The sequence below is a fragment of the Micromonospora sp. CNZ297 genome (genome assembly GCF_007827625.1).
This window is the reverse complement of sequence record NZ_VISU01000002.1, coordinates 291,155-314,202: the sequence shown is the minus strand read 5'-3', so window position 1 is coordinate 314,202 and position 23,048 is coordinate 291,155. Positions and strand designations below refer to the sequence as shown.

The window sequence follows — 23,048 nt, the reverse complement described above, 5'->3', positions numbered from 1 at the left end:
CACAAGTTACCGGGAGGTAAGCATGTCGGAGGAGCCCCGCGTCGCCATCGTCACCGGAGCCGCGCGCGGCATCGGCGCGGCGACCGCCCGCCGGCTGGCGGCCGACGGCATGGCCGTCGCCGTGGTCGACATCGACGAGTCCGCCACCAAGGAGACGGTGGACGCCATCGGCTCGGCCGGCGGCCGGGCTCTCGGCGTCGGCGCCGACGTGTCCGACCGGACCCAGGTCGAGGCCGCCGTGGAACGGATCGCCGCCGAACTGGGCGCACCGACAGTGCTCGTCAACAACGCCGGTGTGCTGCGCGACAACCTGCTGTTCAAGATGACCGACGGCGACTGGGACACGGTCATGGGCGTGCACCTGCGCGGGGCGTTCCTGTTCAGCCAGGCCGCGCAGAAGCACATGGTCGAGGCGAAGTGGGGCCGGATCGTCAACCTGTCCAGCACCTCCGCGCTCGGCAACCGGGGCCAGGCGAACTACTCGGCCGCCAAGGCCGGCCTGCAGGGCTTCACCAAGACGCTGGCGATCGAGCTGGGCCCGTTCGGGGTGACTGTCAACGCGGTCGCGCCGGGCTTCATCGTCACCGACATGACCGCCGCGACCGCGGCGCGGATGAAGGTCGACTTCGACGATCTCCAGAAGCACGCCGCCGCCGAGATCCCGGTACGCCGTCCCGGCCGCCCGGAGGACGTCGCGCACACCATCTCGTTCCTGGCCAGCGAGGGCGCGTCCTTCGTCTCCGGTCAGGTCATCTACGTCGCCGGCGGTCCGAAGGACTGACCGGCCCCACCCGGCGCGGGCCCGCTCAGGCGGGGTCGCGCCGGGTGCGCCAGAGCCAGAACAGGCCGAGCACCGGCAGCACCAGCGGCACGTAGCCGTAGCCGCTGCCGAAGTCGGACCACACCGTCTCGTCCGGGAACAGCTCCTTGTCGGCGATGCTCAGCACGCCCACGCCGAGCACGCCGACCAGTTCGACTGTGCAGCAGGCGAGCGCGACCCGGCGGCCGGTGTGCCCGGCGCGGGCCAGCCCGACCGCCGCCACGATGTAGATCAGCGCGGCGAGCGCGGAGAGCAGGTACGCCACCGGCGCCTCGTCGAACTTCGTGGCGATCTGCAAGCCGGCCCGCGAGGTCGCGGCGATGGCGAAGACGATGTAGACGGCGATCAGCAGCCGTCCCGGGCCGCGGTTGGTGGCGCGCTGCTCGTGCGCGGTCGTGGTGTCAGCCACCGAGGACCTCCCAGGTCTGCTGGAGCCGTACCGCCACCACGGGCGTGACCAGGCAGATCGCGCAGACGATGCCCGAGCCCCAGCGGGTCGGCTCCATCCGGGCCAGCACCCAGGCCAGCGGCGGCAGGCAGACGAGCGTCGCCAGGTAGCCGAAGAACGCGCCCGGCTCGCCCGGCCGCTCGCCGCCGCCGAGCGCGACGAGCGCCGTCACGGTGAGCGCGAGCAGCGCCACCTCCAGCACGGCCAGGCCGGCGAACTGGATCCGGTCCGGCGGCCGGTGGCGTACCGCCGCCACCAGGGCCCAGACGGCGAGCGCCAGCGAGATCACGATCGCGACCGTGGCGAGCGGTCCGTCCACCGGAGAGGCGGCCGCCGCGCTGGTCGTCGACACGGTGTCGTTCACCGGCACAGCCTACTAACCGGTGTAGTAGCGGCTCGCCCGCCGGGTCGGGGCGCGCCGGACGGGCCGGGGGACTAGCGTGGATCACGGTCCCGGCGTACGCCGGTGGCGGACGTCGACGGCAGGGGGTCGGGGTGCGGTTCGGGTTGTTCGGCACGGGTTACTGGGCGGCGGAGACGCACGCCGCGGCCATCGAGGCGCACCCGCGGGCCCGGCTCGCCGGCGTCTGGGGGCGCAACCCCGCGAAGGCGGAGGAACTGGCCACCCGGCACGGCGTACCGGCCTTCACCGACGTCGACGCGCTCATCGACGCCTGCGACGCGGTCGCCGTGGCGCTCCCGCCGGACGTGCAGGCCGACATCGCCGTGCGGGCCGCCACCGCCGGGCGGCACCTGCTGCTGGACAAGCCGCTGGCGCTCGACCTCGCCGACGCCGACCGGGTGGTCGACGCGGCGCAGGCGTCCGGGGTGGCCTCGGTGGTCTTCTTCACCCAGCGCTTCCACCCGAACGTCACCGGTTTCCTCGCCTCGACCGCGGCGGCCGGCGGCTGGCAGCACGCCCGCGCCACCATGTTCGCGTCGATCTTCCAGCCCGGGAACCCGTACGGCGACTCGACCTGGCGGCGGGAGCGCGGCGCGCTCTGGGACATCGGCCCGCACGCGTTGTCGCTGATCCTGCCGGTGCTCGGCCGGGTCACCCGGGTCGCCGCGATGGACGGCCCGAGCGGCCTGGTGCACCTGCTGCTCACCCACGACGGCGGCGCGACCAGTTCGCTCTCGCTCACCCTGGACGCGCCGTCCGAGGCGGTCACCCGGGATTTCGTCTTCTTCGGCGAGAACGGCACCGAGACCGTCCCGCCCGGCGACGGCAGCGCGCTCCAGGCGTTCGGCGCCGCGCTCGACCAGCTGCTGGAGGAGGTCGACGCGGGCACCCGCGACCACCGCTGCGACGTGCGGTTCGGCCGCGAGGTGGTGGCGGTGCTGGACGCCGCGCAGACCGCCCGCGCCCAGGGCCGAACCGTCGAGATGTAAGGAAGGGCCCCTTCTTAACGCCTCCGGTAGAGGAGGGGCCCCCGCTTAACACCCCACCGGTCAGGCGTCGGCCAGCGTGACCAGCGCCTCGCCCAGCTCGGTGGGGGTGTGGAACTCCTCGGCCGGCAGGGACCGCAGCGCCTGCAGCGCCTCGGTGTCGGCGCCGTTCTCCTGGCCCCAGCGGACCAGGTCCTCCCGCGAGACCGGGTAGTCGAGCCCGGCCAGGAACTCCCGCAACTGCGCACCGGTGACGGTCATGCCGCCCGGCTACCCACTGAGCCCGGCACCATGCCCGCCGGCGGGTGCGGCCCGGGTCCGCCGTACGCCCGCCGGACCCAGCGGCGGCGGTTTGTCCCGGCGGGCCCCGGGTAGCCGCTGACATGCTGGTACAGCGGCTCGGCGCGCCGAGCGACTTCGACCCCTTGCTGGACCGCGTGCGGGACGCCCGGGTGGTGATGATCGGCGAGGCGACGCACGGCAGCTACGACTACTACCGGCTGCGGGAGCAGTTGACCCGGCGGCTCATCGCCGAACAGGGGTTCGACTTCGTGGCGGTGGAGGGGGACTGGCCGGACTGCGACCGGGTGCACCGGTCGGTGGTTGGCGCGCCGGACGGGCCGGCCGATCCGCTCGCCGCGCTGGAACGGTTCGAACGCTGGCCCACCTGGATGTGGGCGAACGCCGAGGTGGCCCGCTTCTGCCGCTGGCTGCGGGCGTGGAACCTGGAACGCCCCGAGGGGGAGCGGGCCGGCTTCCACGGGCTGGACGTGTATTCCCTCTGGGAGTCGATGCAGGCCATCTTCGACTACCTCGGTGAGGAGGATCCGGCCTCGCTGGAGGCGGCCCAGGAGGCGTACCGCTGCTTCGAGCCGTACGGCAAACGGGCCGAGGAGTACGGGACGGCCAGCCGGTTCGTCTCCGCCCGGTGCGAGGAGGAGGTGGTCCGGCTGTTGGCGCGTACCCGGGAACAGGCCGCCGCGGACGGCCCGGACCGCTTCTCGGCCTGGCAGAACGCGGAGGTGGTGGCCGGCGCGGAGCGGTACTACCGGGCCATGGTCGGCGGCGGCCCCGAGTCGTGGAACGTCCGTGACGTCCACATGGCCGACACGCTCGACCGGCTGCTCGACCGGTACGGGCCGGGCTCGCGGGGCATCGTGTGGGCGCACAACACGCACGTCGGCGATGCCCGGGCCACCGACATGGCGGCGGACGGCATGGTCAACATCGGGCAGCTCGGCCGGGAACGGCACGGCCGGGACGCGGTGGCGCTGATCGGCTTCGGCAGCTGGCGCGGCAGCGTGGTGGCCGCGCCGCGCTGGGGCTCACCGGCCGAGACGATGGTGGTCCCACCGGCGCGGGAGGGCTCGGTGGAGCATCGGCTGCACGAGCTGATGCCGGACCGGGCGGTGCTGGTCTTCGGCGGCGACGACCAGCCGGAATGGGTGACCGGCGAGGCGGACCACCGGGCCATCGGGGTGGTGTACGACCCGAGCTTCGAGTCCTGGGGCAACTACGTGCCGACCCGGCTGGGTGAACGCTACGACGCGTTCATCTGGTGCGACGAGGCCACAGCGCTGCACCCGCTGCCGACGTGCGTCACGCCCGGTGAGATGGAGACGTATCCGGCGGGTGTGTGACGGGTGGGGCCCCGCGGGGGCCCCACCCGTGCGGATCACACGTTCGCGTGCTGCTTCTCGGCGAGGTGGGCGCGCAGGCCCTCACCCTCGACGTCCACGTTGGGCAGGATCTTGTTCAGCCAGCGCGGCAGCCACCATGCGGCGTTGTTCAGCAGCGACATCACCGCCGGCACGATCGTCATCCGGACCACGAACGCGTCGATGGCGACACCGATCGCGAGCGCGAAGCCCATCGACTTGATGATCGGGTCCTCCAGGAAGACGAAGCCGCCGAACACCGAGATCATGATGAGCGCGGCGGCGGTGACCACCCGGGCGCCGTGCCCCATGCCGTTGATGGTGGCCTGCTGGGCGGTGTCGCCGTGCACGAAGTCCTCGCGCATCCGGGAGACCAGGAAGACCTCGTAGTCCATGGCCAGGCCGAACAGGATGCCGATGAGCAGGATCGGCAGGAAGCTGACCAGCGGGGCCGGGGTGTCCAGGCCGACCAGGTCGGCCAGGTGGCCCTGCTGGAACACCGCCACAGTGATGCCGAACGTGGCCGCCACGGTGAGCAGGAAGCCCAGCGCCGCCTTGACCGGCACCAGGATCGACCGGAACACCAGCATCAGCAGCAGGATCGACAGGCCCACCACCAGCAGCAGGTAGACCGGCAGCGCGTCGGAGAGCTTCTCCGACACGTCGATGCCGACAGCGGTGACGCCGGTGAGCAGCACGTCGGCGTTCTGGATGCCCGACACCTGCTTGCGGATGTCGTGCACCACCGTCTCGGTGGCCTCCTCGGTCGGCCCGGTCTTCGGGATCACCCCGATCAGCGCGGTACGCCCCGACGGGTCGACCTGCGGCGGGGCCACCGCCAGCACCCCGTCGGTCTTCTGGACCAGCGCGGTCACCTGCGGAATGGCGGCCTGGGTGGCCTGCGGCGAGTCGGCCGTCACCACGACCGCGAGCCGGCCGGTGAAGCCGGGGCCGAAGCCCTCGCGGATCAGATCGCTGCTGACCCGGGCCGGGGTGCCCTCGGCGGCGGCGGAGGCGTCCGGCAGCGCCAGGCGCATGTCCTGGGCCGGGATCGCGAGCAGGCCGAGGCCGAGCAGCCCGACCAGGATCACCGGGATGCGCAGTCTGGTCACCCACCGCGCCCAGCGGAATCCGAAGCCGGAGCGGTCCTCCGAGCCGGTGGTCGGGTCCTCGACCGCCTTGCGGTCACGCAGCTTGCGCGGCAGCACCTTGTGTCCGGCGAAGCCGAGCAGCGCCGGAGCCAGCGTGATCGCCACCAGCACGGCCACTGTGACGGTGCCGGCGGCGGCCAGGCCCATCACGGTGAGGAACGGGATGCCCACCACGGCAAGGCCGGCGAGCGCCACCACGACCGTCGCGCCGGCGAAGACCACAGCCGAGCCGGCGGTGCCGACCGCACGGCCGACCGCCTCCTCCGGAGAGAGTCCGTCGAGCAGGTTCTGCCGGTGCCGGGAGGTGATGAACAGCGAGTAGTCGATGCCGACCGCGAGGCCGAGCATCAGCGCCAGGATCGGCGCGGTGCTGGTCAGCTCGACCGCGCCGCTGAGCGCGAACAGACCGGCCATGCCGACGCCGACGCCGATGAGCGCGTTCAGCATGGTCATCCCGGCCGCCACGAGCGAGCCGAACGTGATCACCAGAACGATCGCCGCGACCAGCACGCCGATCGCCTCGGTCGAGCCGACCTCCGGCTCACCGTTGAGCACCTCGCCGCCGGGGGCGATCTGCCAGCCCTGCGCCTCGGCCTGCGCGCCGACCTTCTCGTACGCGTCGCGCTGCTCGTCGGTCACCTCGTCCGCGCCGCCGGCGAACTGCACCTGGATCAGCGCGTACCGGCCGTCCGGGGTGAGCGCCTGCGCCTGGTACGGGTCGACCGCGCCGACCACGCCCGGGAGCGTGGCCGCCTCCTGCGTGACCTGCTTGACCACCGCCTGTCCGGCGGGTGAGGTCAGCGCGCCGTCCTGCGGCGCCTTGATCGCGATCGTGCCGGTGGCGCCGCTGGCCGCCGGGAAGCGGTCGGCGAGCAGGTCGATCGCCTTCTGCGACTCGGTGCCCGGCATGGTGAAGTTGCTCGCCGTCGGGCCCCTCAGCGTGGCCGCGGCCAGGCCGAGTCCGACGAGTACGACGAGCCAGACGACGGCGACGAGTCGCCGCCGGCGCAGGGATGCCCGGCCGAGCCGGTACAGCAGGGTCGCCATGGACCTTCCTTGTCCTCGGGGTTCGGATCAGGTGGTGACTTCGAGCGCGCGGTACGCCACGGCGAGCAGCGCGGGTCGCAGCTGGTCGTCGGGGATGTCCAGGAACTCGCCGCAGGTCTCGGCGATGCCGGCGAGCACGACGAGCGCCGCGACGCGTGCCTCCGGACGGTCGGAGAAGCCGGAGAAGGCGGCGATGAGTTGTTCGGAGATCTGCTGGATGTGGGCGAACGCGGGCTGCTGGAGCAGGTCGGGGAACTCGCCCCGGAGCAGCGCGATCTCCCGGCGGAAGCGGACCGCCAGGTCGACGAAGCCGTCCGCGGCGACGCGTTGGGCCTCGGCGCCGGTGTGCGCGGCGATGCGGACGTCCAGCTCCTCCAGCATCGTGATGGCCGGGGCCATCAGCTCGCAGAGCAGGGCGTCCTTGCTGGCGAAGTGGTAGAGCACCGTCGCCTTGGAGCAGCCGACATCGCGGGCGATGTCTTGCAGCGAGGTGCCCTTGTACCCGGTGACGGCGAACCGGCGAGCGGCCGCGGCCAGCAGCTCGTCGTGGGTGGCGGTGGTGGGTCGCGCCATGTCCTCCAGCATGCCTGACCGATCGGTCAGGTGCTGACCGATCGGTCAGATCGCGCGCGTGGCGTTCGCCACAACGACCCGTTTTCGCAGGTCAGGCCGGTGGGCGGCCGTGTGTGCGGTCGTACTCGGTCCGGGCCGCGCTGATCGCCTCCCGGTGCCGCTCCGCCCAGCTCGTCAGCGCGACCAGCGACTCGTACAGTTCCCGGGCCATCGGCGTGGCGGTGTACTCCACCTTCGGCGGCACGGTGGGATGCACGTGCCGGTGAAGCAGCCCGTCCCGCTCCAGGTTGCGCAGCGTCAGCGTGAGCATCCGGCGGCTGATCCCCTCCACCCGGCGCTCCAGCTCGGTGAAGCGGACCGGGCCGGCCGAGGCGGCGATCAGGATGCCGATGGCCCACTTTCCACCGACCCGGTCCAGCGCCTCCCGCACGGTGCAGGCGCTCGCCTGCACCGCCGCGTCCGATCCGCACCGCTCCGACTCCGCCTCACCCACGCCCCCGATCGTCGCAGGTGCCGGCCGGTGCGGCGCGCCGGGCACCGTGTCGGGGTTGCCGAGCCGGGCCCGGCCCGGGATGGTGGTCCGATGGGCGCCGCCGACGAGACCCGGGCCGGAGTGTCGCTGACCAACCTCGACCAGCCGCTGTTCGACGGCGCCGGGGCGACCAAACGCGACCTGGTCGACTACCTCGACGCGATGGCCGACCGGATCCTGCCGGAACTGCGGGACCGGCCGCTGTCGGTGCTGCGGGTGCGGCCCGGCCAGGAGCCGTTCATGCAGAAGAACCTGCCGAAGTACACGCCCGGCTGGGTGCGCCGCACCGAGGTGTGGGCGGAGGCGTCGCACCGGCGGATCTCGTACGCGCTCTGCGACGACCGGCGGACGCTGCTCTGGTTCGCCAACCAGCGCGCCTTGGATACGATCAGCACATGAGACTACTCGCTGCCTACCGGCTGAGCCAGGCCACCGACGCCAGCACGTCAATCGAGCGGCAGCGGGAGACCGCGCAAAGGTACTCCGACCTGGGCGGACACCATTTGGTCGGCGAGGCGATCGACAGCGACGTAAGCGGTGCCAGCGACCCCTTCCGGCGGCCGGGCCTCGGGCCGTGGCTGCGCGGGGAGCGCGAGGGATTCGACGGGCTGCTGGTATGGCGGATCGACCGGCTAGCGCGGTCAACGCTGCACTTCGCGTCACTGCTGCGGTGGGCGCAGGACAACGGCAAGACGATCATCAGCGCCACCGAGGGATTCGACCTGAGTACGCCCATGGGGCGCGCCATGGCGACGATCATTGCCGTCCTGGCCGAGGCCGAGCTAGAAGCGATCAGAGACCGTAACCGGGGCGCGCGGGCGTACCTGACGAAGGTCGGCCGGCACTGGGGCGGGAAGGTACCCGTGGGCTACATGGCCGAGCAGCAGGCCGACAAGACATGGAAGCTCGTACATGATCCGGTCATCGCGCCGGTCATCCAGGAAGCGGCACGGCGGGTCATCGCGGGCGAGACGGTCTCGGCGGTCGTGGCCGACCTCAACGGGCGCGGCGTGCCGACCGCGCTCGATGAGCAGGCGCGGCGGGCAGGGCGGGAACCAACGGGCCGGCGGTGGACGGTGGCCACGCTGACGCGGACGCTCACGAGCGAACTCACGCGGGGCTATCAGGTGCCCGAGGTGCGCGGGGATGACGGGCTGCGGGTGCGGCGGGCCGTGCCGCTCGTGGCCGATGCGGAGTGGGCCAAGCTACAGGCGTCATTGGCTCCGAGGCGGGCCGCCAGCCAGCCACGGCGCAACTCGGCGTACCTGCGCGGGGTGCTGTACTGCGCGTGCGGCGAGCGGGCCAACAAGGTCACGGCCAAGGGCGGCGCGTACTACCGGTGCCCGTCGCGGTCCAAGTACGGCAAGCACTGCGGCAAGTCGGCCACCGTCAAGGCGGACGAGGTAGAGGCGTCGGTAGACGCGGCCGTGCTGCGCGACCTCGGGCCGCTGCCTCTGCTGCGGCGGACGTTCGTGCCGGGCGTCGACCACCGCGAGGAAATCGAGGCGATCAAAGCGGCAATGGACAACCTGACGGCGCAGCTCGGCCGACTCACCGGGCGGGCCGCCGAGGCGGTAGCCGACCGGCTCAACGAGCACGGCGAGACACTGGCCGCGTTGGAGGCTGAGCCGGTTATCGCGGACGACTGGGAGGAAGAACCGACCGGCGAGACCTACGCGGCGCACTGGGGCCGGCTCGATGCGGCCGGGCGCAACTGGGCCATGGTGGCTTTCGGCGTCAAGGCCACGATGGGGCCGGGCACGGCCGTCACGGTGGACGTAGCGCCGCAATCGTTCCTGGACGTCATGGGCGGCATCAGTGTGGAGGCATAGGCAGAAACACAGAGACCCCCAGAGCCACATTGGGCGCGGGGGGTCTCTGTGTTACGGGTGGGGCTTACTCGAAGACAGGTGCCAGGGTCAGGCCGGCGACGGCGCGCCCGGGGGGAGGGCGTTCGCGCCCACCACCTACGTCAATGACGATGGAACCACCGAAGATGGTTGGATGGTCAGCACTGACTCGAAGCTGATGTTCGTTGCCCCAGATCAGATCCGTGTCGCTACCACCGAAGAGCTCACCGACGAGGAGCCCGCTTAACCCGCTCGGTGCAAGGTCGCGGGATGCCAGATTCCCAAGCTGACAGTGCGGGTTCGATTCCCGTCACCCGCTCCACCACGAAGGCCCTGGCCCGCTCCACGGTGTGTGGGTCGGCGGCAGACGGGATGGCAAGCAAGGTGACAGCGGTGACGATCTCAGTAGGATGCTGGGATGTCTCGACCAGTGATCTTCGACCTCTTCCATACCTTGATCCACGGGGCTGATGAGGAGCGTGACCGGGTAGTCGGCGAAATGGCGGTCATGGTCGGCGTGGCTCCGGCCGAGCTGGTCACCGCGTACCACGCCACCTGGCGGGACCGGCTGGTCCGGTGGGACGTGGAGGAGACCATCCGCATCCTCGCCGGACGCCTCGGCGGTACACCGACCGACGCGCAGGTGGCACGGGCCGGTGAGCATCGGCGAGCCCTCGGACACCGGGTGCTGGACAGCGTCTCGCCCGCCACCCTGGACGTGCTCGACGCGCTACGCGCCGATGGTCGTCCGCTGGCCCTCATCAGCAACGCCACCTCGGACACCTCCGAGCCGTGGCCGCAGAGTCCGCTTGCCCGACGGTTCGATGTCGCGATCTTCTCCTGCGATGTCGGGCTGGCCAAGCCCGACCCGGCGATCTATCACCTTGCTGCCGAGCGACTGGGGGTCGAGCCGGCGGAGTGCTTCTTCGTCGGCGACGGCTCAGACGGTGAGCTGCCCGGGGCGGCAGCGGTCGGTATGACCGTCTTCCGGACCACGGAGCACAACGACACCGACCCCAGCTGGGGCGGGCCGGTTATCCATACCTTGGGTGAGCTGCCCGCCATACTCGGAGAGCCGTCCAAGGTCATGGAGCCGGCCGAGTAGAACGGTCAGTACAGCCACTCGTACAGCCAAGCCCGCCGACAGATACCGTCCGGGGCCGATGGCAGGCGACACGGCGAGCAGCTCAGCGCCAGTCACCGACCTAGGCAGACAGCCGTCTTGATCTTGAAAGGCAGTGGTTGGACCGGGCCATCCACGGGCCACGACGTGGTGTCACCGGGGGCAAAACCAGGCCACTTGAGAGCGCGTTGAACAGGCGTACCACCACGCTCCGAGCCGATCTTGTGAGATTCCCAAGCTGACAGTCTGGGAGCCACACGTGGGAGCCACCGGGGCGGACTGGACCGGACGGAACGGAACCGATCGAGTTGCCGAGCGTGCGAGGACCAGGACCAGGCGGACCACAGCGAACGGCCTAGACATGGTCTTGGGAATCTAGGGATCAGAAGGTTAGGGGTTCGAGTCCCTTCGGGCGCACAGCAGGTCAAGGGCCGGTTCCCGTCACGGGAGACCGGCCCTTGTTTTTTTGACCCCCATGGCTGACCCCGCCTACGCGTCGAAGAGGAAGCCGAGCCGGTCCACGGCGTCCTGCTGTACCCGCCGCGTGGCCTCCACGTAGATCGAGTCGGTTGACGCAGGTCGGGCCGGCGTGCCAGTGCGGGTCCGTTAGAACGGGAAGTCTTCGGCGGGCGGCGGCACCATGGGCGGGCGGGTGCCGTGCGGCGGCGGACACGGGCCGTCGCTGTCGAGGTGGTAACCGCAGTCCTCCTGATGGGGGGCGCGGCGCAGCACGGGCGGCCAGGGCGTGCCGGGCGGTACGTAGTGCCAGCACTGCGGGCCGGGGCCGATCTTGTGGGCGGGGTCGTCGGGGGTGCTCATCGGCCACGCTCGCGGCGCTGCATCGCCTGACGCACGCGGGCATGCACCCGGCGGTTTCCGATGCGGCACGGCCGGCACAGCCGGCGGAAGCCGTCGAGGGTGCGCCGGTCGGGGCCGAACGCCGACAGCGGGCGGGGGGTGTTGCACTCCGGACAGTGCTTAGTAGTGGTCACGGAGGGCCTTCTTTCGATTGGCGCGGTGCATCTCCACGGCGCGGGCAACAGTGGGTGCGTTGCACGACGCTTGCCAGGCGACCGACCGGACGGTCATTTCCTCGCGTAGCTCGCGCTCGGCAATGGCGGCCAATTTCTCGGGATCGTCGCCATAGATGGGCGGCCGGCCGGGCATAATCAGGCGGTGCGGACGAATTGCCATGTGGGCGATGTCTTTATGGCTACCAATCTCGGCGCGCTCGTCGCCCCATTCCATAGCAACCGCGGTGCTGGTTAGTGCCTTTATATCCAGCGTCGAAAGGTCTGCATTATCGCTGGGCCATTGCCCAATTCGGCGCCATTTCTGGCCGGCGCCGGTGATGTGGCGCATGGTCAATCGGGAGCGGCGGCCGGCGAGCTGGGCGAGCCGAGTAGCGGTCGCGGGGTCAAGATGGCCCGGTTTTGAGCCTCCACCGTTATTCGCATTCATGCCTATTTCCATTCTTTGCGAGCCATTTTGGTTTTTTGGGAAATCGCAGCTTTACTGGGCTGACAGCGACGCGCCATGCCTACCGGGAGGGCTTTGGTGGGGGGCATGGGAGGCATGCCCCAGGGGGTGCGAGGGTCTGCGAACGGCGCGGCGAACGCACGCGCGCAATTCCATAAAGGAACGACACAATACGTTCGCTCGCACATTCACCATTCAAGTAATCAATTCATTCATGCACAACTACAATTCATGCCAACATGCAGCACACATTACGTCGTCTGCAAGAACGGTTCTGCGTCGACAACGTGGGCAAAGGCGTGCCGATGTGCGTGCCTTGCTGATAGGCAACAAGGCACGCACATCGACCACATCACTCACGCATTCTCGTCGTTGCTGTCCTGCGCAATAGGAGGCAGGCCGGCGAGCCGCCGCGCCAATTCCTCGGGCGTTCCAGCCGCTACCTCGGCACGATAGAACTCCTCATCGGTCATGCCGGCCCGGCGGGAAGTGCGGGACCGGCCGGAGGTCTTGACGGCGTAGAGGAAATTGGCCATGGCGTGATCGAGATTCATAAATTTGCCCCCTCCGGGGTCGAGATAGACGGGGCGGGGGTGTTCATTTCGACGCGCCGATCAGCGCCCGGTGCGGACGATCGCGGGGCGGGGCGCTGGCACCCAACTTCGCTTCCGTATCGGCCATCCGGCACTGCGCAGAGCAGTAGCGGTACCTTCTCTCCGTGCGGAACGGCGTCGCGCAGCGCGCACAGTGGCGTTCGTGCAACGGTTCCGAGGCCGGCTGCGGCTCGGGGGCCGGCACGGGCTGCGGCTCGGGCTGCGGCTCGGCCTGGACGTGACCAGCGGCGGCACGCTCGCGGGCGCGGATGGCCTCGCGCTCCACCTTCTCGCCTGCGAGGTACGCGGCCTCCATCAGCTCGGCCCTACGGGCGGCCTTGGCGACCTTGGCTCGGCCTCGGCGCGCGGCGGCGGCCTGGCCGGCGGTCGCTCGGCCTTCCCGGTGGGCCTTCTGCCAACCGATGTCGTGGCGTTGCTTGCTCATGCGAACGGCCCCCGGATGCTCTTGACGATCTCGTTGATGTGGTCGGGCGTCTCGCTCTCATAGCCCTGGATCTGGCGGGCCACGCGGCGGATGTCCTCGGCGGACCGACCGGCCTCGGGCTGCTCGGCGGCTGGCTGCTCGGCGGCCTCCCGCTCGGCCCGGATGGCGGCGAATCTCGCGTCCACCTCGGCATCCCAAGCGGCGGCCTCGGCGTCGGTCAACGGCTGGCCGGCGGCGTCGTATCGCTGGTTCATCAGGAACCACTCGCAATCACGCGCAGCGCGCGCAGGAGGTCATCCACGCTGCCCAGACGCCGGAAGCCGTCAACGACGTTGGTGTGCGCGTTGTACTTGGTCGACCGGGGGATCAGGACGGCCAGCCGGTCTGCCATCTTGCGGATCTCGTCCCGGTCGCGCTCCTTGCGCTCCTCGACGTACGGCGTAACCACCTCGACCAGCGCAAACTGCGCGTTCACAGCCGGCGGCATCAGGGCGCGGTGCGCGGCGATGATCTCATCGCGGCGGGCCTCCCAGAACACATCCGGCTTGGGCTGCCTCACCTTGCCGGCCAGCGCGGCGGCCTTCACCTCGGCCTTGTCGTCGGCGTACTCGTCGGCCAGGTCGTCCATCTTGTCGGCGGACGCCTCCAGGGCCTCAACGGCGGCGGTCAGCTTGTCGAGCGCGGCGGCCACCTCGGGCACCTCGGCGGCGATCTCGTCAACGAACGGCGGCAGGTGCGGCGCGCGGCGGCCAGGCTTGGCGAGGTGCTCGGTGCCGTGGCTGGTCTGCGTGACGGCGGTGTCGAGGTTGGGGAAATCGATGGACACGGGGTGTCCCTTTCATTGCTCGCGGATCACTCCGTTGGCAGCGCGAGCGGGGGTAGCCGGTATCCGACCGGCGGCGGGGGTGGATCAGTTGGCGAACGGGTCGTGGTCGCGGGCGGCCTCTTCACAGACGAGGCAGCCGGGGACCGGCCACAGCGAGACGTGCGCGCGGTGGCGCTGCCACTCGTCGCGGTTGCGGGCGGCGTGGCGGACGTTGCAGGGATGTGCGGCGCGGGCGTCGCGGGCGGCCATCAGGGCGGCGAACTCGGCGGCGCGGCGGCGGTCGCGGTTGTTCATCCGGCCACCCCCAGGGCGGCGCGGGGCGGGGTGGCGCACCGTCCGCACGCGGTACCGATCTCGGCGGTCGGGAGGATGACCACATAGGACGCGCGCTTGCCGCATCCGTTGGCCTCACAGCGGAAGTCGGACGCCATCAGCAGCTCGTGCCGGCGCTCGGGCGAGACGTGGATAGCGGTCATGGGGCGGTCTCCATTCACAGGTAATGCACCTCCTCGGGGCCGGCGGTCGGCGGTCATCGGGGGGCCGTCCACGTCTGCGGCGACGGGCGGCCGAGCGGCGACGGTGCCAGGCACGCGGCGGCGAGCCGGGCGAGCGTGTGGAAGAGTCGCGCGGCCATCAGCGGTCCCACATCGGACGGTCGCCGGGGCGGGTGTACGTGCGGTCGCGCATGACCAGGCGCTCGCGGCGGGTGCGGGCGGTGTAGATCGGGGCACCTCGCCAGAGATGCACGCCCATCCATCCGCGCTTGCCGTGGACAACGGCGCTCATCAGGTACTCGCGGGCGACGGCGGCGAACGTCTTGCGGCCGGCGGGCATGATCTCGCCAACCGCCGGGCCACGCTTGACGGCCACGCGAGCGCCGATCATCTGCGTGTCGGCGAACATGCCACCGGGGGCACCGGTCAACAGCACCGGGTCGGCGTCGTAGTCGAGCGTGTCGAGCGTGGACAGGTAGGCGTCGAACAGCGCCGTGCCTTCCGTGAACCGTCCGACCAGCCAGCGGAACGTTTGCAGGTCGGTCAGCCAGGTTTCGATGGCCCAGGCTGCGGAGCGGGCGGCGGGGGTCATCTCATCGCCGTATCGGTATGCGTCCACGGGGTCACCTCCAATCGGTTGCAGGGCAACGAAAAACGCCCCGGTCGTTGCGGGAGATGCGACCTCCCACAACGCCGGGGCGTTGGCTTTTCGGTGTTGCTGGCCGCGCCGTGTGTGTCGCATACACGCGGTGCGGGGGTCTGTCCTACCGGGACAGTCGGGACGCGCGGTGCGCGAGGTAGTCAGCCACGTTGGCGCGGAATGCGGCGGTGGCGTCGTCAGTCAGTGGCCGGGGCCGGGTGGCGGCGGGGCGGCGGGTGATCGTCGGGGCGGTCATGATTCCTCCACTCTGGACAGCGGCAGACAGCAAAACCGCCGGACATGGGTGGGCCGATCTCCTGGCGGCAACCAAGATCGGCACACTCATGACCGGCGGGGTCGAGGTGCGCGCGACGGGTTGCCGGTCGTCGCGGTGCGCGGGGTCCGTCCATCTCGGACGGCGGTCGTGCGGGGGGCTCACTATGTATGTCCCCCACGGGGGGAAACGCGCGCGGCGGGCCAGTGCTGGGCTCCCTGCTCGCACATAGTTCGTCCCACAAGGGGGGAAACCCGATCTTGGGACCGGGGCCGGGGGGCTTCACTGAGTATGTCCCACAGAGGTAAAACGCCCTGGTCACAGGCTTGCGGCGTTGCCGGGGGTGCTCGCTGCTGCCGGGGCGCAACCTTCCTCTACTGGGTTCGTCCTACAGCCGTACAGTACGGGCGTACGGTTTTCGGGCTGAGACCGGCGGGCGCGGGCGCAGCGGGGGCGGCCCGACTACCTGCCAGGTGGTAAGTCCTCAGCGATGTAAGGGCGGCGGGGGCGGCCCAGAATTACCCCCCGGATGGCGCACCCAGGGCCGGCAAGTGTCTGCACCCCGTCGGCACTTACCCCCCTGATAACGCACCCATCACCGGGCGCAGGCGCAGCGGGGGATGCCCAGGGACTACAGAGAGCACTATAAGTAACTACAGTTAGTTATAGTAGAGAGGTATAAGGGGGAGGAAATAGGACAGATTGAAGGGAGAAAGAAAGCGGGCGGCGGAGCAACAAGAGTCCGAACGCCATTACCCCCCGGATGACGCACCCACGTCTGCACCCCCCTCGGCGGCGGGGCGGACCAGCGGCCGGGGGCTGCGGCGTGATGGCATCGGGAACGGGCTGTGCGCCACGCTGCGGGCCGTGGGTGCCGTCCAGGTAGACGGGAAGGACGGGCGCAGAGCAGGGGCGCAGAGGCGGTCTCACAAAGGCACTTGTTGGCGGGCGGTCCGGGTCGGTGCCGACCAGCAGGCGGGGGCTGCGGCGTGATGGCATCGGGAACGGGCTGTGCGCCACGCTGCCGGCCGTGCGGGCTGTCCGGGGGGCATCGGACGCCGGACGCAGAGCGGCCCGCTACGGGGCGCGTAGCGGGCCACTTGTTGACGCGGGCGGCTTAGCCGGCAGCGAGCGCGGTGCGGGTTGCGGCCAGGTGCCGGCGGGCGGTCCGTGCCGACACGCCGAGCGCAGCGGCCACATCGGCGGCGGACAGGTGCGGGCGGGCGGCCACCAGGGCGGCCACTCGGGCGGCGGTGCCGGCCACGGCCGGCGGCGTGGCCGAGGCGGTCACGGTGGCCGGCGGCGTGGCCGAGGCGGTCACGGTGGCCGGCGGCGTGGCCGAGGCGGTCACGGTGGCCGGGTCGGGCGTGGCCGGCGTGCTTGCGACGGACACCGGGGCGGCCACCGGAGCGACCGGGGCCGGGGACGGCGCGGCCACCGGGGCGGCCTTACCGGACCGGGCGAGCACTTCCACAGTCAGCAGCAGGGCCACAGCCGGCCAGGCGGACACAACACGGGCGGTCACGGACGGCGGCGCAACGGCCACGTTGGCCACCACCGACGCGGCCACGCCGAGGATGAAGGCCAGCCACGCGGACCAGCGGGACCGGCGGCCGTCACCGAGCGCCAGCGTGGCCACGAGGATCATGCCGTCGACCGACAGCGGCAGCAGGGCGGCCAGCGTGGGTGGCTGGCCGGCACGCTCGGCCAGTAGCCGCATGTGGTCGTAGCTGGCAAGGGCGGCGATCGTGGTCACGGCCACCGTGCCGGCCAACGAGGCGATGCGGCGGGGGCTCATGCGGCACCTCCGGGCGACAGCACGAGCCAGCCGGACGAGACCGGGCAGACGTAGCCGGCGGCCGTGAGCGCGGCCAGCGCGGCGGTCACGGCCTGGTCCTCGGCGTCGCAACGCTCGGCCAGGTCGGAGACCGAGCCGAGCCAGACCGGGCGGCCGTCGTCACCACTGGCACCACCGGCGGCCAGGGTGATCAGGACCAACTTGGCGAGCGGGTCGCCGGGGTGCTGGGCGGACGCCCAGGCGGTCGCGGACATGCTCATGCGGCAGCCTCCAGAGCTTCGGAGCGGCAGGGGATGCACCGGCCGGCGACCTGGCCGACGTGCCCCGGCTTCGGGCAGCGGTCACCACCGGCCGGCGGCGGGAGCGCAGCTCCCCGGCGCTCGGGCGGGGTCCATCGGTTCTTCCCGTTGGAGAAATCCCGCGCGGAGCGCGCGGTGTTGGTTCCCTGACGGTTAAAGGCAGGTTCGGCGGAAGTGGGCTTCCGGGCAGGGCGGAAGCTAGCCTCCGGGGTGGCCGGCGGTGTGCTTCCGGCCGGGGTGGTGCTGGCGGCCAGGCGGGCCATGGCGAGGTTCCACACGATCGTTCGCTTGCTGCCACGCTCGGCACGCACGATCAGGCCGAGGGTTTCCAACTGGGCGAGGTCGGCCCGGACGGCACGCTCAGACTTGCGGGCGTACTTGGCGAGCGTCGCCTGAGACGGCCAGGCACCACGGCCGTCCGCGTCGGCGTGGTTGGCCAGGCCGACCAGCACGGCGACGCATGACGGTGGGACGTTCGGTGCCTCGCTGAGTGCCCAGCTCACGGCCTCGATGCTCACGCGCTCTCCCTGGGTGGGGGCGCGGCCGTAAGAGGGTGTTGTCCCTCTCCAAAGCGCGGGCGGTGGAGTACCACCCGACGCTGGCCCGCGCCGGTGCGCCCGAGCACCCGTCCCACCTGGTGCTCGACCTGGACCCGCCGGAGGGGGACGCGTTCGGCGCCGTGGTGCGGGTCGCTCTGCTGGTGCGGCAGGCGCTCGCCGACGCCGGGCTCGCCGGCGCGGTGAAGACGAGCGGCGCCAAGGGGCTGCACGTGGTCGTGCCGGTGGACCCGGCCACCACGGCGGAGGAGGCCGCCGCCGCGACCCGCGCTCTCGCCGTCCGTACCGAACGGCTCGACCCGGCGGCCGCGACCACCGCGTTCATCGTCGCCGACCGCGGCGGCCGCGTCTTCGTCGACTCCACCCGGGCGTACGGCGCGACTGTGGTGGCCGCCTACAGCCCCCGGATCCGGCCCGGCGCCCCGGTGTCGTACCCGGTGGGCTGGACCGATCTGGAGAGCGCGACCCCGGCCGACTTCACCGTGCGGACCGTGCCGGGCCTGCTGGGGGACCGGGATCCCTGGGCGGAGGCGCTGCCCGCGCCGCAGCGCCTGCCGGCGGACCTGGTCGAGCAGGGGCGGACCATCCCGGTTGCCCGGGTGCAGGCGATGCACGAGGGCAAGCGCCGCGCCAAGGCCCGCCGCGAGGCCGAGTGACGCCGGTCCGCGTCAGCGGCGCCGGGTCGTCGTCGCCGGTGGCCGCTTGCCCCAGGTGAACGCGATGAGCACCACTGCCAGCGCCCAGGTGACGATCATCGTCCAGATCGGGCGGGTCTCGGTGGCCGCGCCGACGAACCCGCCGATCGCGTAGCTGACCAGGCAGAGCAGGCCGGTCGCGGCGAGCCGCCCGGCCGCGCTGCGGCCCTCCGGCTCGAACACCCAGTCGGCGATGCCCTTCGTGGTGCGCAGCACTGTGCCGGTCTGGTACGACGTGGCGGTCTGCACGCCGAACGTGCGGACGACGAGCCCGCCGAGGATGCCGACCGGGAACGCCAGCAGCGCGGTCAGGATCGTGCGCTCGGTCAGCGAGTCGCGCCCCGAGTCGAGGGACCGGTCCACCAGCCCCCAGAGCACGAGCAGCGCCAGCATGGCGAGCAGTTCCATGCCCGGCGGGGTGAGCGGTCCGGCCGGGCGCACGCGGCGGATCCCGGCGCCGAGGAGGCCGCCCAGGCCGAACGCGACAAGTGACGCCAGCGCGGACGGCCACGCCGGCAGGTGATCGGCGGCACCCATTCCGACGAACGCCACGTTGCCGGTCTGAATACCCACGAACACCTTGTACTTGAGGAACGAGAAGGCGTCTACCACACCGGCGAGGCCGGTGGAGAGCGCAAGTGCCAGAAACGGTATGTGGAAGTCGTATTCCCCCACCCGCCAGCGATCCTCCGCGTTATTGGACATCGCCCTCCCTACCCCTCGTTCCGCCCGTTAAACCGTTGCGGCCCGCGATGCGCAGAAGTGCCGGGAAAAGTGTTTCCTGTCGTTTCCGGTGAATGGCGCGATCGCGTTATTCACCAATGGCATCCGGTTCGGCAGCATCGCAATTGCGTCTCGACGGCGAGACTCGAAGCCGAAGGAGGCCGAGCGCATGTTCGTGCTCCCTGTCGCCAGAATCCGCGTCACGTTCTATTCGATCGCGGCGCTGGCCGTCGCCGGAGTCGCCACGGATGCTCCGGTCTGGAGCATTGCGGCGTCGCTGTTCCTCTGTGTCGCGATTCCGCTCGCGGTGGCCTTTCAGAGCCCGGAACACCTGCGGGCGTTGTTCGTCCCGTCCCGGGCCGCCGAATCGGCGGTCCACACCCGGAAGGAAATCCGTCATGCCCCGATCCAATGACCGTGCCGGAATGGGATCATCGCCCAAGGACCACCAGATGGTCGGCACGGTCCCGCGGAATCCGGCGATCGACCAGTCACACCCCGACCTGGTGCATCCGCCGTCGACAGACAACGGGCTCATGCCGAACCTGGTGTTCCCGTTCTCGCTGGCGCACACGCGGCAGGAGAGCGGCGGCTGGACCCGGGAGGTCACCAACCGACTCCTGCCGATCGCCCACGACCTGGCGATCGTGAACATGAAGCTCAACCCCGGGGCGTACCGGGAACTGCACTGGCACATCCAGTCCGAGTGGGCCTTCGTCCTCACCGGCAGCTGCCGGATCGCCGCCGTGGACCAGGAGGGCCGCAACTTCCTGGAGGACGTCAAGGCCGGCGACCTCTGGTACTTCCCGGCCGGCATCCCGCACCACATCCAGGCGCACGACGAGGGCGTGGAGTTCCTGCTCGTCTTCGACGACGGCTGCTACTCCGAGGACGCCACGTTCCAGCTCACGGACTTCTTCTCGCACGTGCCGAAGGAGGTCATCGCCAAGAACTTCGGCTGGACGATGCAGCAGATGGCCAACTTCCCGCCGGAGTCCGAGCGGTACATCTTCCCGGGGCAGAGCCCGCCGCCGCTGGCCGAGGACCGGGTCTTCAGCCCCACCGGCGACGTGCCCCGGACGTTCAAGCACAGCCTGCTCGCCCAGACGCCGGAGAAGTTCGAGGGCGGCAGCGTACGCATCGCCGACTCGAGCAACTTCGCCGCGGCGATCACCACCACGGTCGCCATGGTGGAGATCGAACCCGGAGCGATGCGGGAACTGCACTGGCACCCGAACGGCGCGGAGATGCAGTACGTGATCTCGGGCAAGGGACGCATGGGCGTCTTCGCCAACCACGGCACCGCGCGCACCTTCAACATGGAGACCGGCGACGTCGGCTACGTGCCGATCTCGATGGGCCACTACATCGAGAACATCGGTGACAAGCCCTTCGTCTACCTGGAGCTGTTCCGGACCGCGAAGTTCGAGGACGTGTCGCTCGCCCAGTGGCTGGCCAACGTCCCGCCGGAGGTGGTCGCGGACACGATCAACGTGCCACGCGAGCTGATCGAGGCCCTTCCGAAGACGAAGAGCCCGCTGCAACGGCACTGAGAACGCGGTGCTGAGCGCGGACGCCGCGACCCTGTGGTGTCCGCGCTCCGCGCCGCATTCCTCAACCTTCGTCCCGCGACTCCCAGACCAGCGCCAGCTCCACCCGGTTGTGGACGCCGAGCTTCGCGTAGATCGAACGCAGGTGGGTGTCGACGGTGTGGAACGAGACGAACAGGTCCCGGGCCGCCTCCTGCTTCGTCATGCCGACCGCGAGCAGTTCGGCCACCCGTACCTCGGCGGGGGTCAGCGCGGCCACGGCCCGGCGGCTGGCGTCGTCTCCCGTCGTGCCGTCGGGCTCCGGCGTCCCGTCCCCGGCGACGCCGGCACCCATCCGGGTGTACATCGCGGCGCACTCGGCGAGCAGGCCGGGCGCCTCCGCCGGCGGCAGCCCGGGCGACCGCGCCAGGTCGTGCAGCGCGTCGGCCAGGGCCGGCCGGGCGGAGGTGGTGCGGAGCAGCCGTACCGCCGCGCGCAGCGCCGGCGGATCATCGGTCAGCAGCCCGTCGACCTGGTGCGCCACCCCGCGCCAGAGCGCGTTGTTCGCCATCCCGGCGGCCCGCTTCAGGTGGTCGGCGAGGATCTCGGCCCGCTGCCGGTCACCCAGCGCCAGCGCTGCGCGGACCAGCCGCGGGCCGTGGTGCGGCACCAGCAGCAGGGGAGCCATCGAGCGGTCCGGCATGGCGAACGCGGCCCCCAGGAGCGCGGCGTGCCGGCCCGGTTCCGGGTCGCCCGCGGCGGCGCAGCCCAGACGGAACCACTGCATGTCGTCGGGCCAGCCCACCGTGGGGCGTTCGTCCGCCAGCAGCTTCCGGGCCGCGGCCACCTCACCCCGGCGCAGCAGCACCTCCACGACCGTGGCGAGCAGGTCCACCCGGGCCTGCGCCGGCAGGGCGACACCGCGTTCGGACAACGCGAGGCGGGCCCGCGCCTCGGCCTCGGCCAGCTCGCCGGTGCTCAGCCGCAGGACGCAGTCCAGCGCGGTCACCAGCGGCTGCGCCACCGCGCCCAGCGTGTCGATCTCCCCGGCGACGCCGTCGAGCGCGGTCGCCGCGTCGACGTACCGGCCGAGCGCGATCTGGTTCGCCACCCGGTCGACGCGCAGGAAGATCGCCTGGGTACGGGCAGCCGGCTCGCCCGCGTCCACCTCCCGCAGGATCCGCGCGGCGCGGGGCAGGTCGCCGGTGGCGGTGGCCCGGGACGCGTTCGCCAGGGCCAGCCGGATGCCGCCGCCGGGGGAGGGGCTGCGCTCGTGCGCCCGCTCCGCCGCCGCCACCAGCTCGGCGGCGTCGGGATGCCCGAACCGGGCCGCCAGCGACGCCAGCATGGTGAGCGTCCAGCTCCGCCCGGCGGCGTCCAGCTCCTGGTTCAGCGCCCGCCCGAGGTACGTCAGGGACAGCGAGGGGCGCTGTGTCGCGTAGTAGGCCCCGAGCCGCCCGAGCAGCATCGCCCGCTGCCGTGGCCCGTACCTGTCGGCGGCGACCTCCCGGTGCAGCATGCGCAGCGTCTCGTCCACCCGGCCGGCCAGGTAGAGGTTGTCGGCGACGTCGACCAGCCAGGCCAGGCGCTCGTCGGCCGGGCCCGGTGCCGGGGCGGCCAGCAGCAGGTCCGCGGCGAGGCTGGGTCCGACCGCCGGGTCGGCCGCCAGCCGCGTGGCGAGCGCCCGGGCGGACCGGCTCACCGCCGGCAGGACCCGCAGGAGCTGCCGGGCGGCCTGGGCCGGGCGTCCGGCGTCGGCGAGCACCTCGGCGGCCGCCTCGCGCAGCGCCTGGCGCACCGAGGCCGGCGTGTCCCGCAGGACGTCGTCGCGCAGCGCGATCGAGGCCAGTCGCAGCCCGGCCGCGGTGTCGACGAGGAACCCGCGCGCGATCAGCTCCTCCACCGTCGCGTCGACCGGCTCGTCCGGCGTGGTGCCGGTGCGAACGGCCACCGCTTCGAGGAACCACAGGCCGCAGGGGGCGTCCGCGACGGCGACGCCGCGCAGGACCCACCGCTGCGCAGTGGTGAGCGACGAGGGTACGCCGGTGTGCATCTTGGGACGGTTGGTCAACGGCGTCTCGGGCAACTGGCTCACCTTCGCAGGT

Annotated in this window: 27 protein-coding genes and 3 pseudogenes; 9 read left to right on the top strand and 21 right to left on the bottom strand. The window is 71.4% G+C overall.

Going from position 1 to position 23,048, the window contains the following annotated elements; all coding sequences use genetic code 11:
• Positions 1–22: 22 nt before the first annotated feature.
• Positions 23–781 carry a 3-oxoacyl-ACP reductase FabG gene (gene fabG, locus FB454_RS04920; protein ID WP_047892017.1) on the top strand — a complete coding sequence of 253 codons (759 nt, stop codon included), beginning with the start codon at positions 23–25 and terminating at the stop codon, positions 779–781.
• On the opposite strand, the pseudogene FB454_RS04915 reads toward fabG, so the two are convergent.
• Both FB454_RS04915 and FB454_RS04910 read right to left on the bottom strand, forming a co-directional pair.
• A pseudogene (locus tag FB454_RS04915) lies at positions 754–1,229 on the bottom strand (hypothetical protein). The gene fabG and the pseudogene FB454_RS04915 sit on opposite strands and share 28 nt — an antisense overlap.
• Entirely contained in the window at positions 1,222–1,632 is a 411-nt protein-coding gene (locus tag FB454_RS04910) for a hypothetical protein (protein ID WP_145752968.1), read from the bottom strand. The pseudogene FB454_RS04915 and the gene FB454_RS04910 overlap by 8 nt, the downstream one beginning before the upstream one ends.
• A gap of 131 nt (positions 1,633–1,763) precedes the next feature.
• Here FB454_RS04910 and FB454_RS04905 point away from each other — a divergent pair, with 131 nt between their 5' ends.
• Positions 1,764–2,660 (top strand): Gfo/Idh/MocA family protein, encoded by an 897-nt coding sequence (locus tag FB454_RS04905; protein ID WP_013288298.1) that lies wholly within the window; start codon positions 1,764–1,766, stop codon positions 2,658–2,660.
• Positions 2,661–2,720: 60 nt separating this feature from the next.
• On the opposite strand, the gene FB454_RS04900 is transcribed toward FB454_RS04905, so the two are convergent.
• Positions 2,721–2,918: a DUF2795 domain-containing protein gene (locus FB454_RS04900; protein ID WP_013288297.1), complete on the bottom strand. Its 198-nt coding sequence runs from the start codon at positions 2,916–2,918 to the stop codon at positions 2,721–2,723.
• Between the two features lie 122 nt (positions 2,919–3,040).
• Between FB454_RS04900 and FB454_RS04895 the strand changes: the two genes are divergently transcribed.
• Positions 3,041–4,297, top strand: a complete 1,257-nt coding sequence (locus FB454_RS04895; protein ID WP_013475318.1) for an erythromycin esterase family protein — start codon at positions 3,041–3,043, stop codon at positions 4,295–4,297.
• A 35-nt stretch (positions 4,298–4,332) separates the two neighbouring features.
• On the opposite strand, the gene FB454_RS04890 is transcribed toward FB454_RS04895, so the two are convergent.
• The 3 genes from FB454_RS04890 to FB454_RS04880 all read right to left on the bottom strand — a co-directional run bounded on the left by FB454_RS04890 (position 4,333) and on the right by FB454_RS04880 (position 7,579).
• The gene (locus FB454_RS04890) at positions 4,333–6,513 is read right to left on the bottom strand and encodes an MMPL family transporter (protein ID WP_013475319.1); all 2,181 of its coding nucleotides are present in this window, start codon (positions 6,511–6,513) and stop codon (positions 4,333–4,335) included.
• A gap of 27 nt (positions 6,514–6,540) precedes the next feature.
• Positions 6,541–7,086, bottom strand: a complete 546-nt coding sequence (locus tag FB454_RS04885; protein WP_013288294.1) for a TetR/AcrR family transcriptional regulator — start codon at positions 7,084–7,086, stop codon at positions 6,541–6,543.
• Between the two features lie 91 nt (positions 7,087–7,177).
• Positions 7,178–7,579 carry a winged helix-turn-helix transcriptional regulator gene (locus tag FB454_RS04880; RefSeq protein WP_145752934.1) on the bottom strand — a complete coding sequence of 134 codons (402 nt, stop codon included), beginning with the start codon at positions 7,577–7,579 and terminating at the stop codon, positions 7,178–7,180.
• Between the two features lie 90 nt (positions 7,580–7,669).
• Here FB454_RS04880 and ligD (FB454_RS04875) point away from each other — a divergent pair.
• The 3 genes and pseudogenes from ligD (FB454_RS04875) to FB454_RS04865 form a co-directional block, all read left to right on the top strand.
• A pseudogene (gene ligD / locus FB454_RS04875) lies at positions 7,670–8,002 on the top strand (non-homologous end-joining DNA ligase LigD); the annotation flags it as partial.
• An 11-nt stretch (positions 8,003–8,013) separates the two neighbouring features.
• Positions 8,014–9,450 (top strand): recombinase family protein, encoded by a 1,437-nt coding sequence (locus FB454_RS04870; protein WP_145752931.1) that lies wholly within the window; start codon positions 8,014–8,016, stop codon positions 9,448–9,450.
• 436 nt (positions 9,451–9,886) lie between these two features.
• Positions 9,887–10,573 carry an HAD family hydrolase gene (locus FB454_RS04865; protein WP_145752930.1) on the top strand — a complete coding sequence of 229 codons (687 nt, stop codon included), beginning with the start codon at positions 9,887–9,889 and terminating at the stop codon, positions 10,571–10,573.
• Positions 10,574–11,197: 624 nt separating this feature from the next.
• Here the strand turns inward: FB454_RS04865 and FB454_RS04860 are convergent.
• The 13 genes from FB454_RS04860 to FB454_RS04805 form a co-directional block, all read right to left on the bottom strand.
• Positions 11,198–11,410, bottom strand: a complete 213-nt coding sequence (locus FB454_RS04860; RefSeq protein ID WP_145752927.1) for a hypothetical protein — start codon at positions 11,408–11,410, stop codon at positions 11,198–11,200.
• 159 nt (positions 11,411–11,569) lie between these two features.
• Positions 11,570–12,052, bottom strand: a complete 483-nt coding sequence (locus FB454_RS04855) for a hypothetical protein (RefSeq protein WP_145752924.1) — start codon at positions 12,050–12,052, stop codon at positions 11,570–11,572.
• Between the two features lie 374 nt (positions 12,053–12,426).
• A complete protein-coding gene (locus FB454_RS04850) occupies positions 12,427–12,624 on the bottom strand; it encodes an NAD-glutamate dehydrogenase (RefSeq protein ID WP_145752922.1) in 198 nt (65 codons plus the stop codon).
• A 43-nt stretch (positions 12,625–12,667) separates the two neighbouring features.
• The gene (locus FB454_RS04845) at positions 12,668–13,108 is read right to left on the bottom strand and encodes a hypothetical protein (protein WP_145752920.1); all 441 of its coding nucleotides are present in this window, start codon (positions 13,106–13,108) and stop codon (positions 12,668–12,670) included.
• The gene (locus tag FB454_RS04840; RefSeq protein WP_145752917.1) at positions 13,105–13,362 is read right to left on the bottom strand and encodes a hypothetical protein; all 258 of its coding nucleotides are present in this window, start codon (positions 13,360–13,362) and stop codon (positions 13,105–13,107) included. The genes FB454_RS04845 and FB454_RS04840 overlap by 4 nt, the downstream gene beginning before the upstream one ends.
• Complete coding sequence (locus FB454_RS04835; protein WP_145752915.1) at positions 13,362–13,934, bottom strand: hypothetical protein; 573 nt, start codon at positions 13,932–13,934, stop codon at positions 13,362–13,364. Before FB454_RS04835 ends, FB454_RS04840 begins: the two co-directional genes overlap by 1 nt.
• A gap of 84 nt (positions 13,935–14,018) precedes the next feature.
• The gene (locus tag FB454_RS04830) at positions 14,019–14,228 is read right to left on the bottom strand and encodes a hypothetical protein (RefSeq protein WP_145752911.1); all 210 of its coding nucleotides are present in this window, start codon (positions 14,226–14,228) and stop codon (positions 14,019–14,021) included.
• A complete protein-coding gene (locus FB454_RS04825; RefSeq protein WP_145752909.1) occupies positions 14,225–14,410 on the bottom strand; it encodes a hypothetical protein in 186 nt (61 codons plus the stop codon). Before FB454_RS04825 ends, FB454_RS04830 begins: the two co-directional genes overlap by 4 nt.
• A gap of 157 nt (positions 14,411–14,567) precedes the next feature.
• On the bottom strand, positions 14,568–15,020 hold the full coding sequence (locus FB454_RS04820) for a hypothetical protein (RefSeq protein ID WP_145752907.1): 453 nt from the start codon (positions 15,018–15,020) through the stop codon (positions 14,568–14,570).
• A 172-nt stretch (positions 15,021–15,192) separates the two neighbouring features.
• Positions 15,193–15,324 carry a hypothetical protein gene (locus FB454_RS35280; protein WP_486481517.1) on the bottom strand — a complete coding sequence of 44 codons (132 nt, stop codon included), beginning with the start codon at positions 15,322–15,324 and terminating at the stop codon, positions 15,193–15,195.
• 1,135 nt (positions 15,325–16,459) lie between these two features.
• On the bottom strand, positions 16,460–17,140 hold the full coding sequence (locus FB454_RS04815; RefSeq protein WP_145752904.1) for a DUF2637 domain-containing protein: 681 nt from the start codon (positions 17,138–17,140) through the stop codon (positions 16,460–16,462).
• Positions 17,137–17,400, bottom strand: coding sequence for a MarR family transcriptional regulator (locus tag FB454_RS04810; RefSeq protein WP_145752902.1), 264 nt, complete (start codon positions 17,398–17,400; stop codon positions 17,137–17,139). The genes FB454_RS04815 and FB454_RS04810 overlap by 4 nt, the downstream gene beginning before the upstream one ends.
• Entirely contained in the window at positions 17,397–17,891 is a 495-nt protein-coding gene (locus FB454_RS04805; protein WP_486481520.1) for a helix-turn-helix domain-containing protein, read from the bottom strand. The genes FB454_RS04810 and FB454_RS04805 overlap by 4 nt, the downstream gene beginning before the upstream one ends.
• Before the next feature lie 44 nt (positions 17,892–17,935).
• Here FB454_RS04805 and ligD (FB454_RS04800) point away from each other — a divergent pair.
• Positions 17,936–18,652, top strand: a pseudogene (ligD, locus tag FB454_RS04800) (non-homologous end-joining DNA ligase LigD); the annotation flags it as partial.
• 12 nt (positions 18,653–18,664) lie between these two features.
• Here ligD (FB454_RS04800) and FB454_RS04795 read toward each other — a convergent pair.
• Positions 18,665–19,396, bottom strand: coding sequence for a DUF1275 family protein (locus FB454_RS04795; protein ID WP_145752896.1), 732 nt, complete (start codon positions 19,394–19,396; stop codon positions 18,665–18,667).
• Between the two features lie 88 nt (positions 19,397–19,484).
• Here FB454_RS04795 and FB454_RS04790 point away from each other — a divergent pair, with 88 nt between their 5' ends.
• Positions 19,485–19,829, top strand: a complete 345-nt coding sequence (locus tag FB454_RS04790) for a hypothetical protein (RefSeq protein WP_225319765.1) — start codon at positions 19,485–19,487, stop codon at positions 19,827–19,829.
• A 37-nt stretch (positions 19,830–19,866) separates the two neighbouring features.
• A complete protein-coding gene (locus tag FB454_RS04785; RefSeq protein ID WP_013288290.1) occupies positions 19,867–20,967 on the top strand; it encodes a cupin domain-containing protein in 1,101 nt (366 codons plus the stop codon).
• Between the two features lie 61 nt (positions 20,968–21,028).
• On the opposite strand, the gene FB454_RS04780 is transcribed toward FB454_RS04785, so the two are convergent.
• Positions 21,029–23,038, bottom strand: coding sequence for a helix-turn-helix domain-containing protein (locus tag FB454_RS04780; protein WP_013288289.1), 2,010 nt, complete (start codon positions 23,036–23,038; stop codon positions 21,029–21,031).
• Positions 23,039–23,048 lie beyond the last annotated feature (10 nt).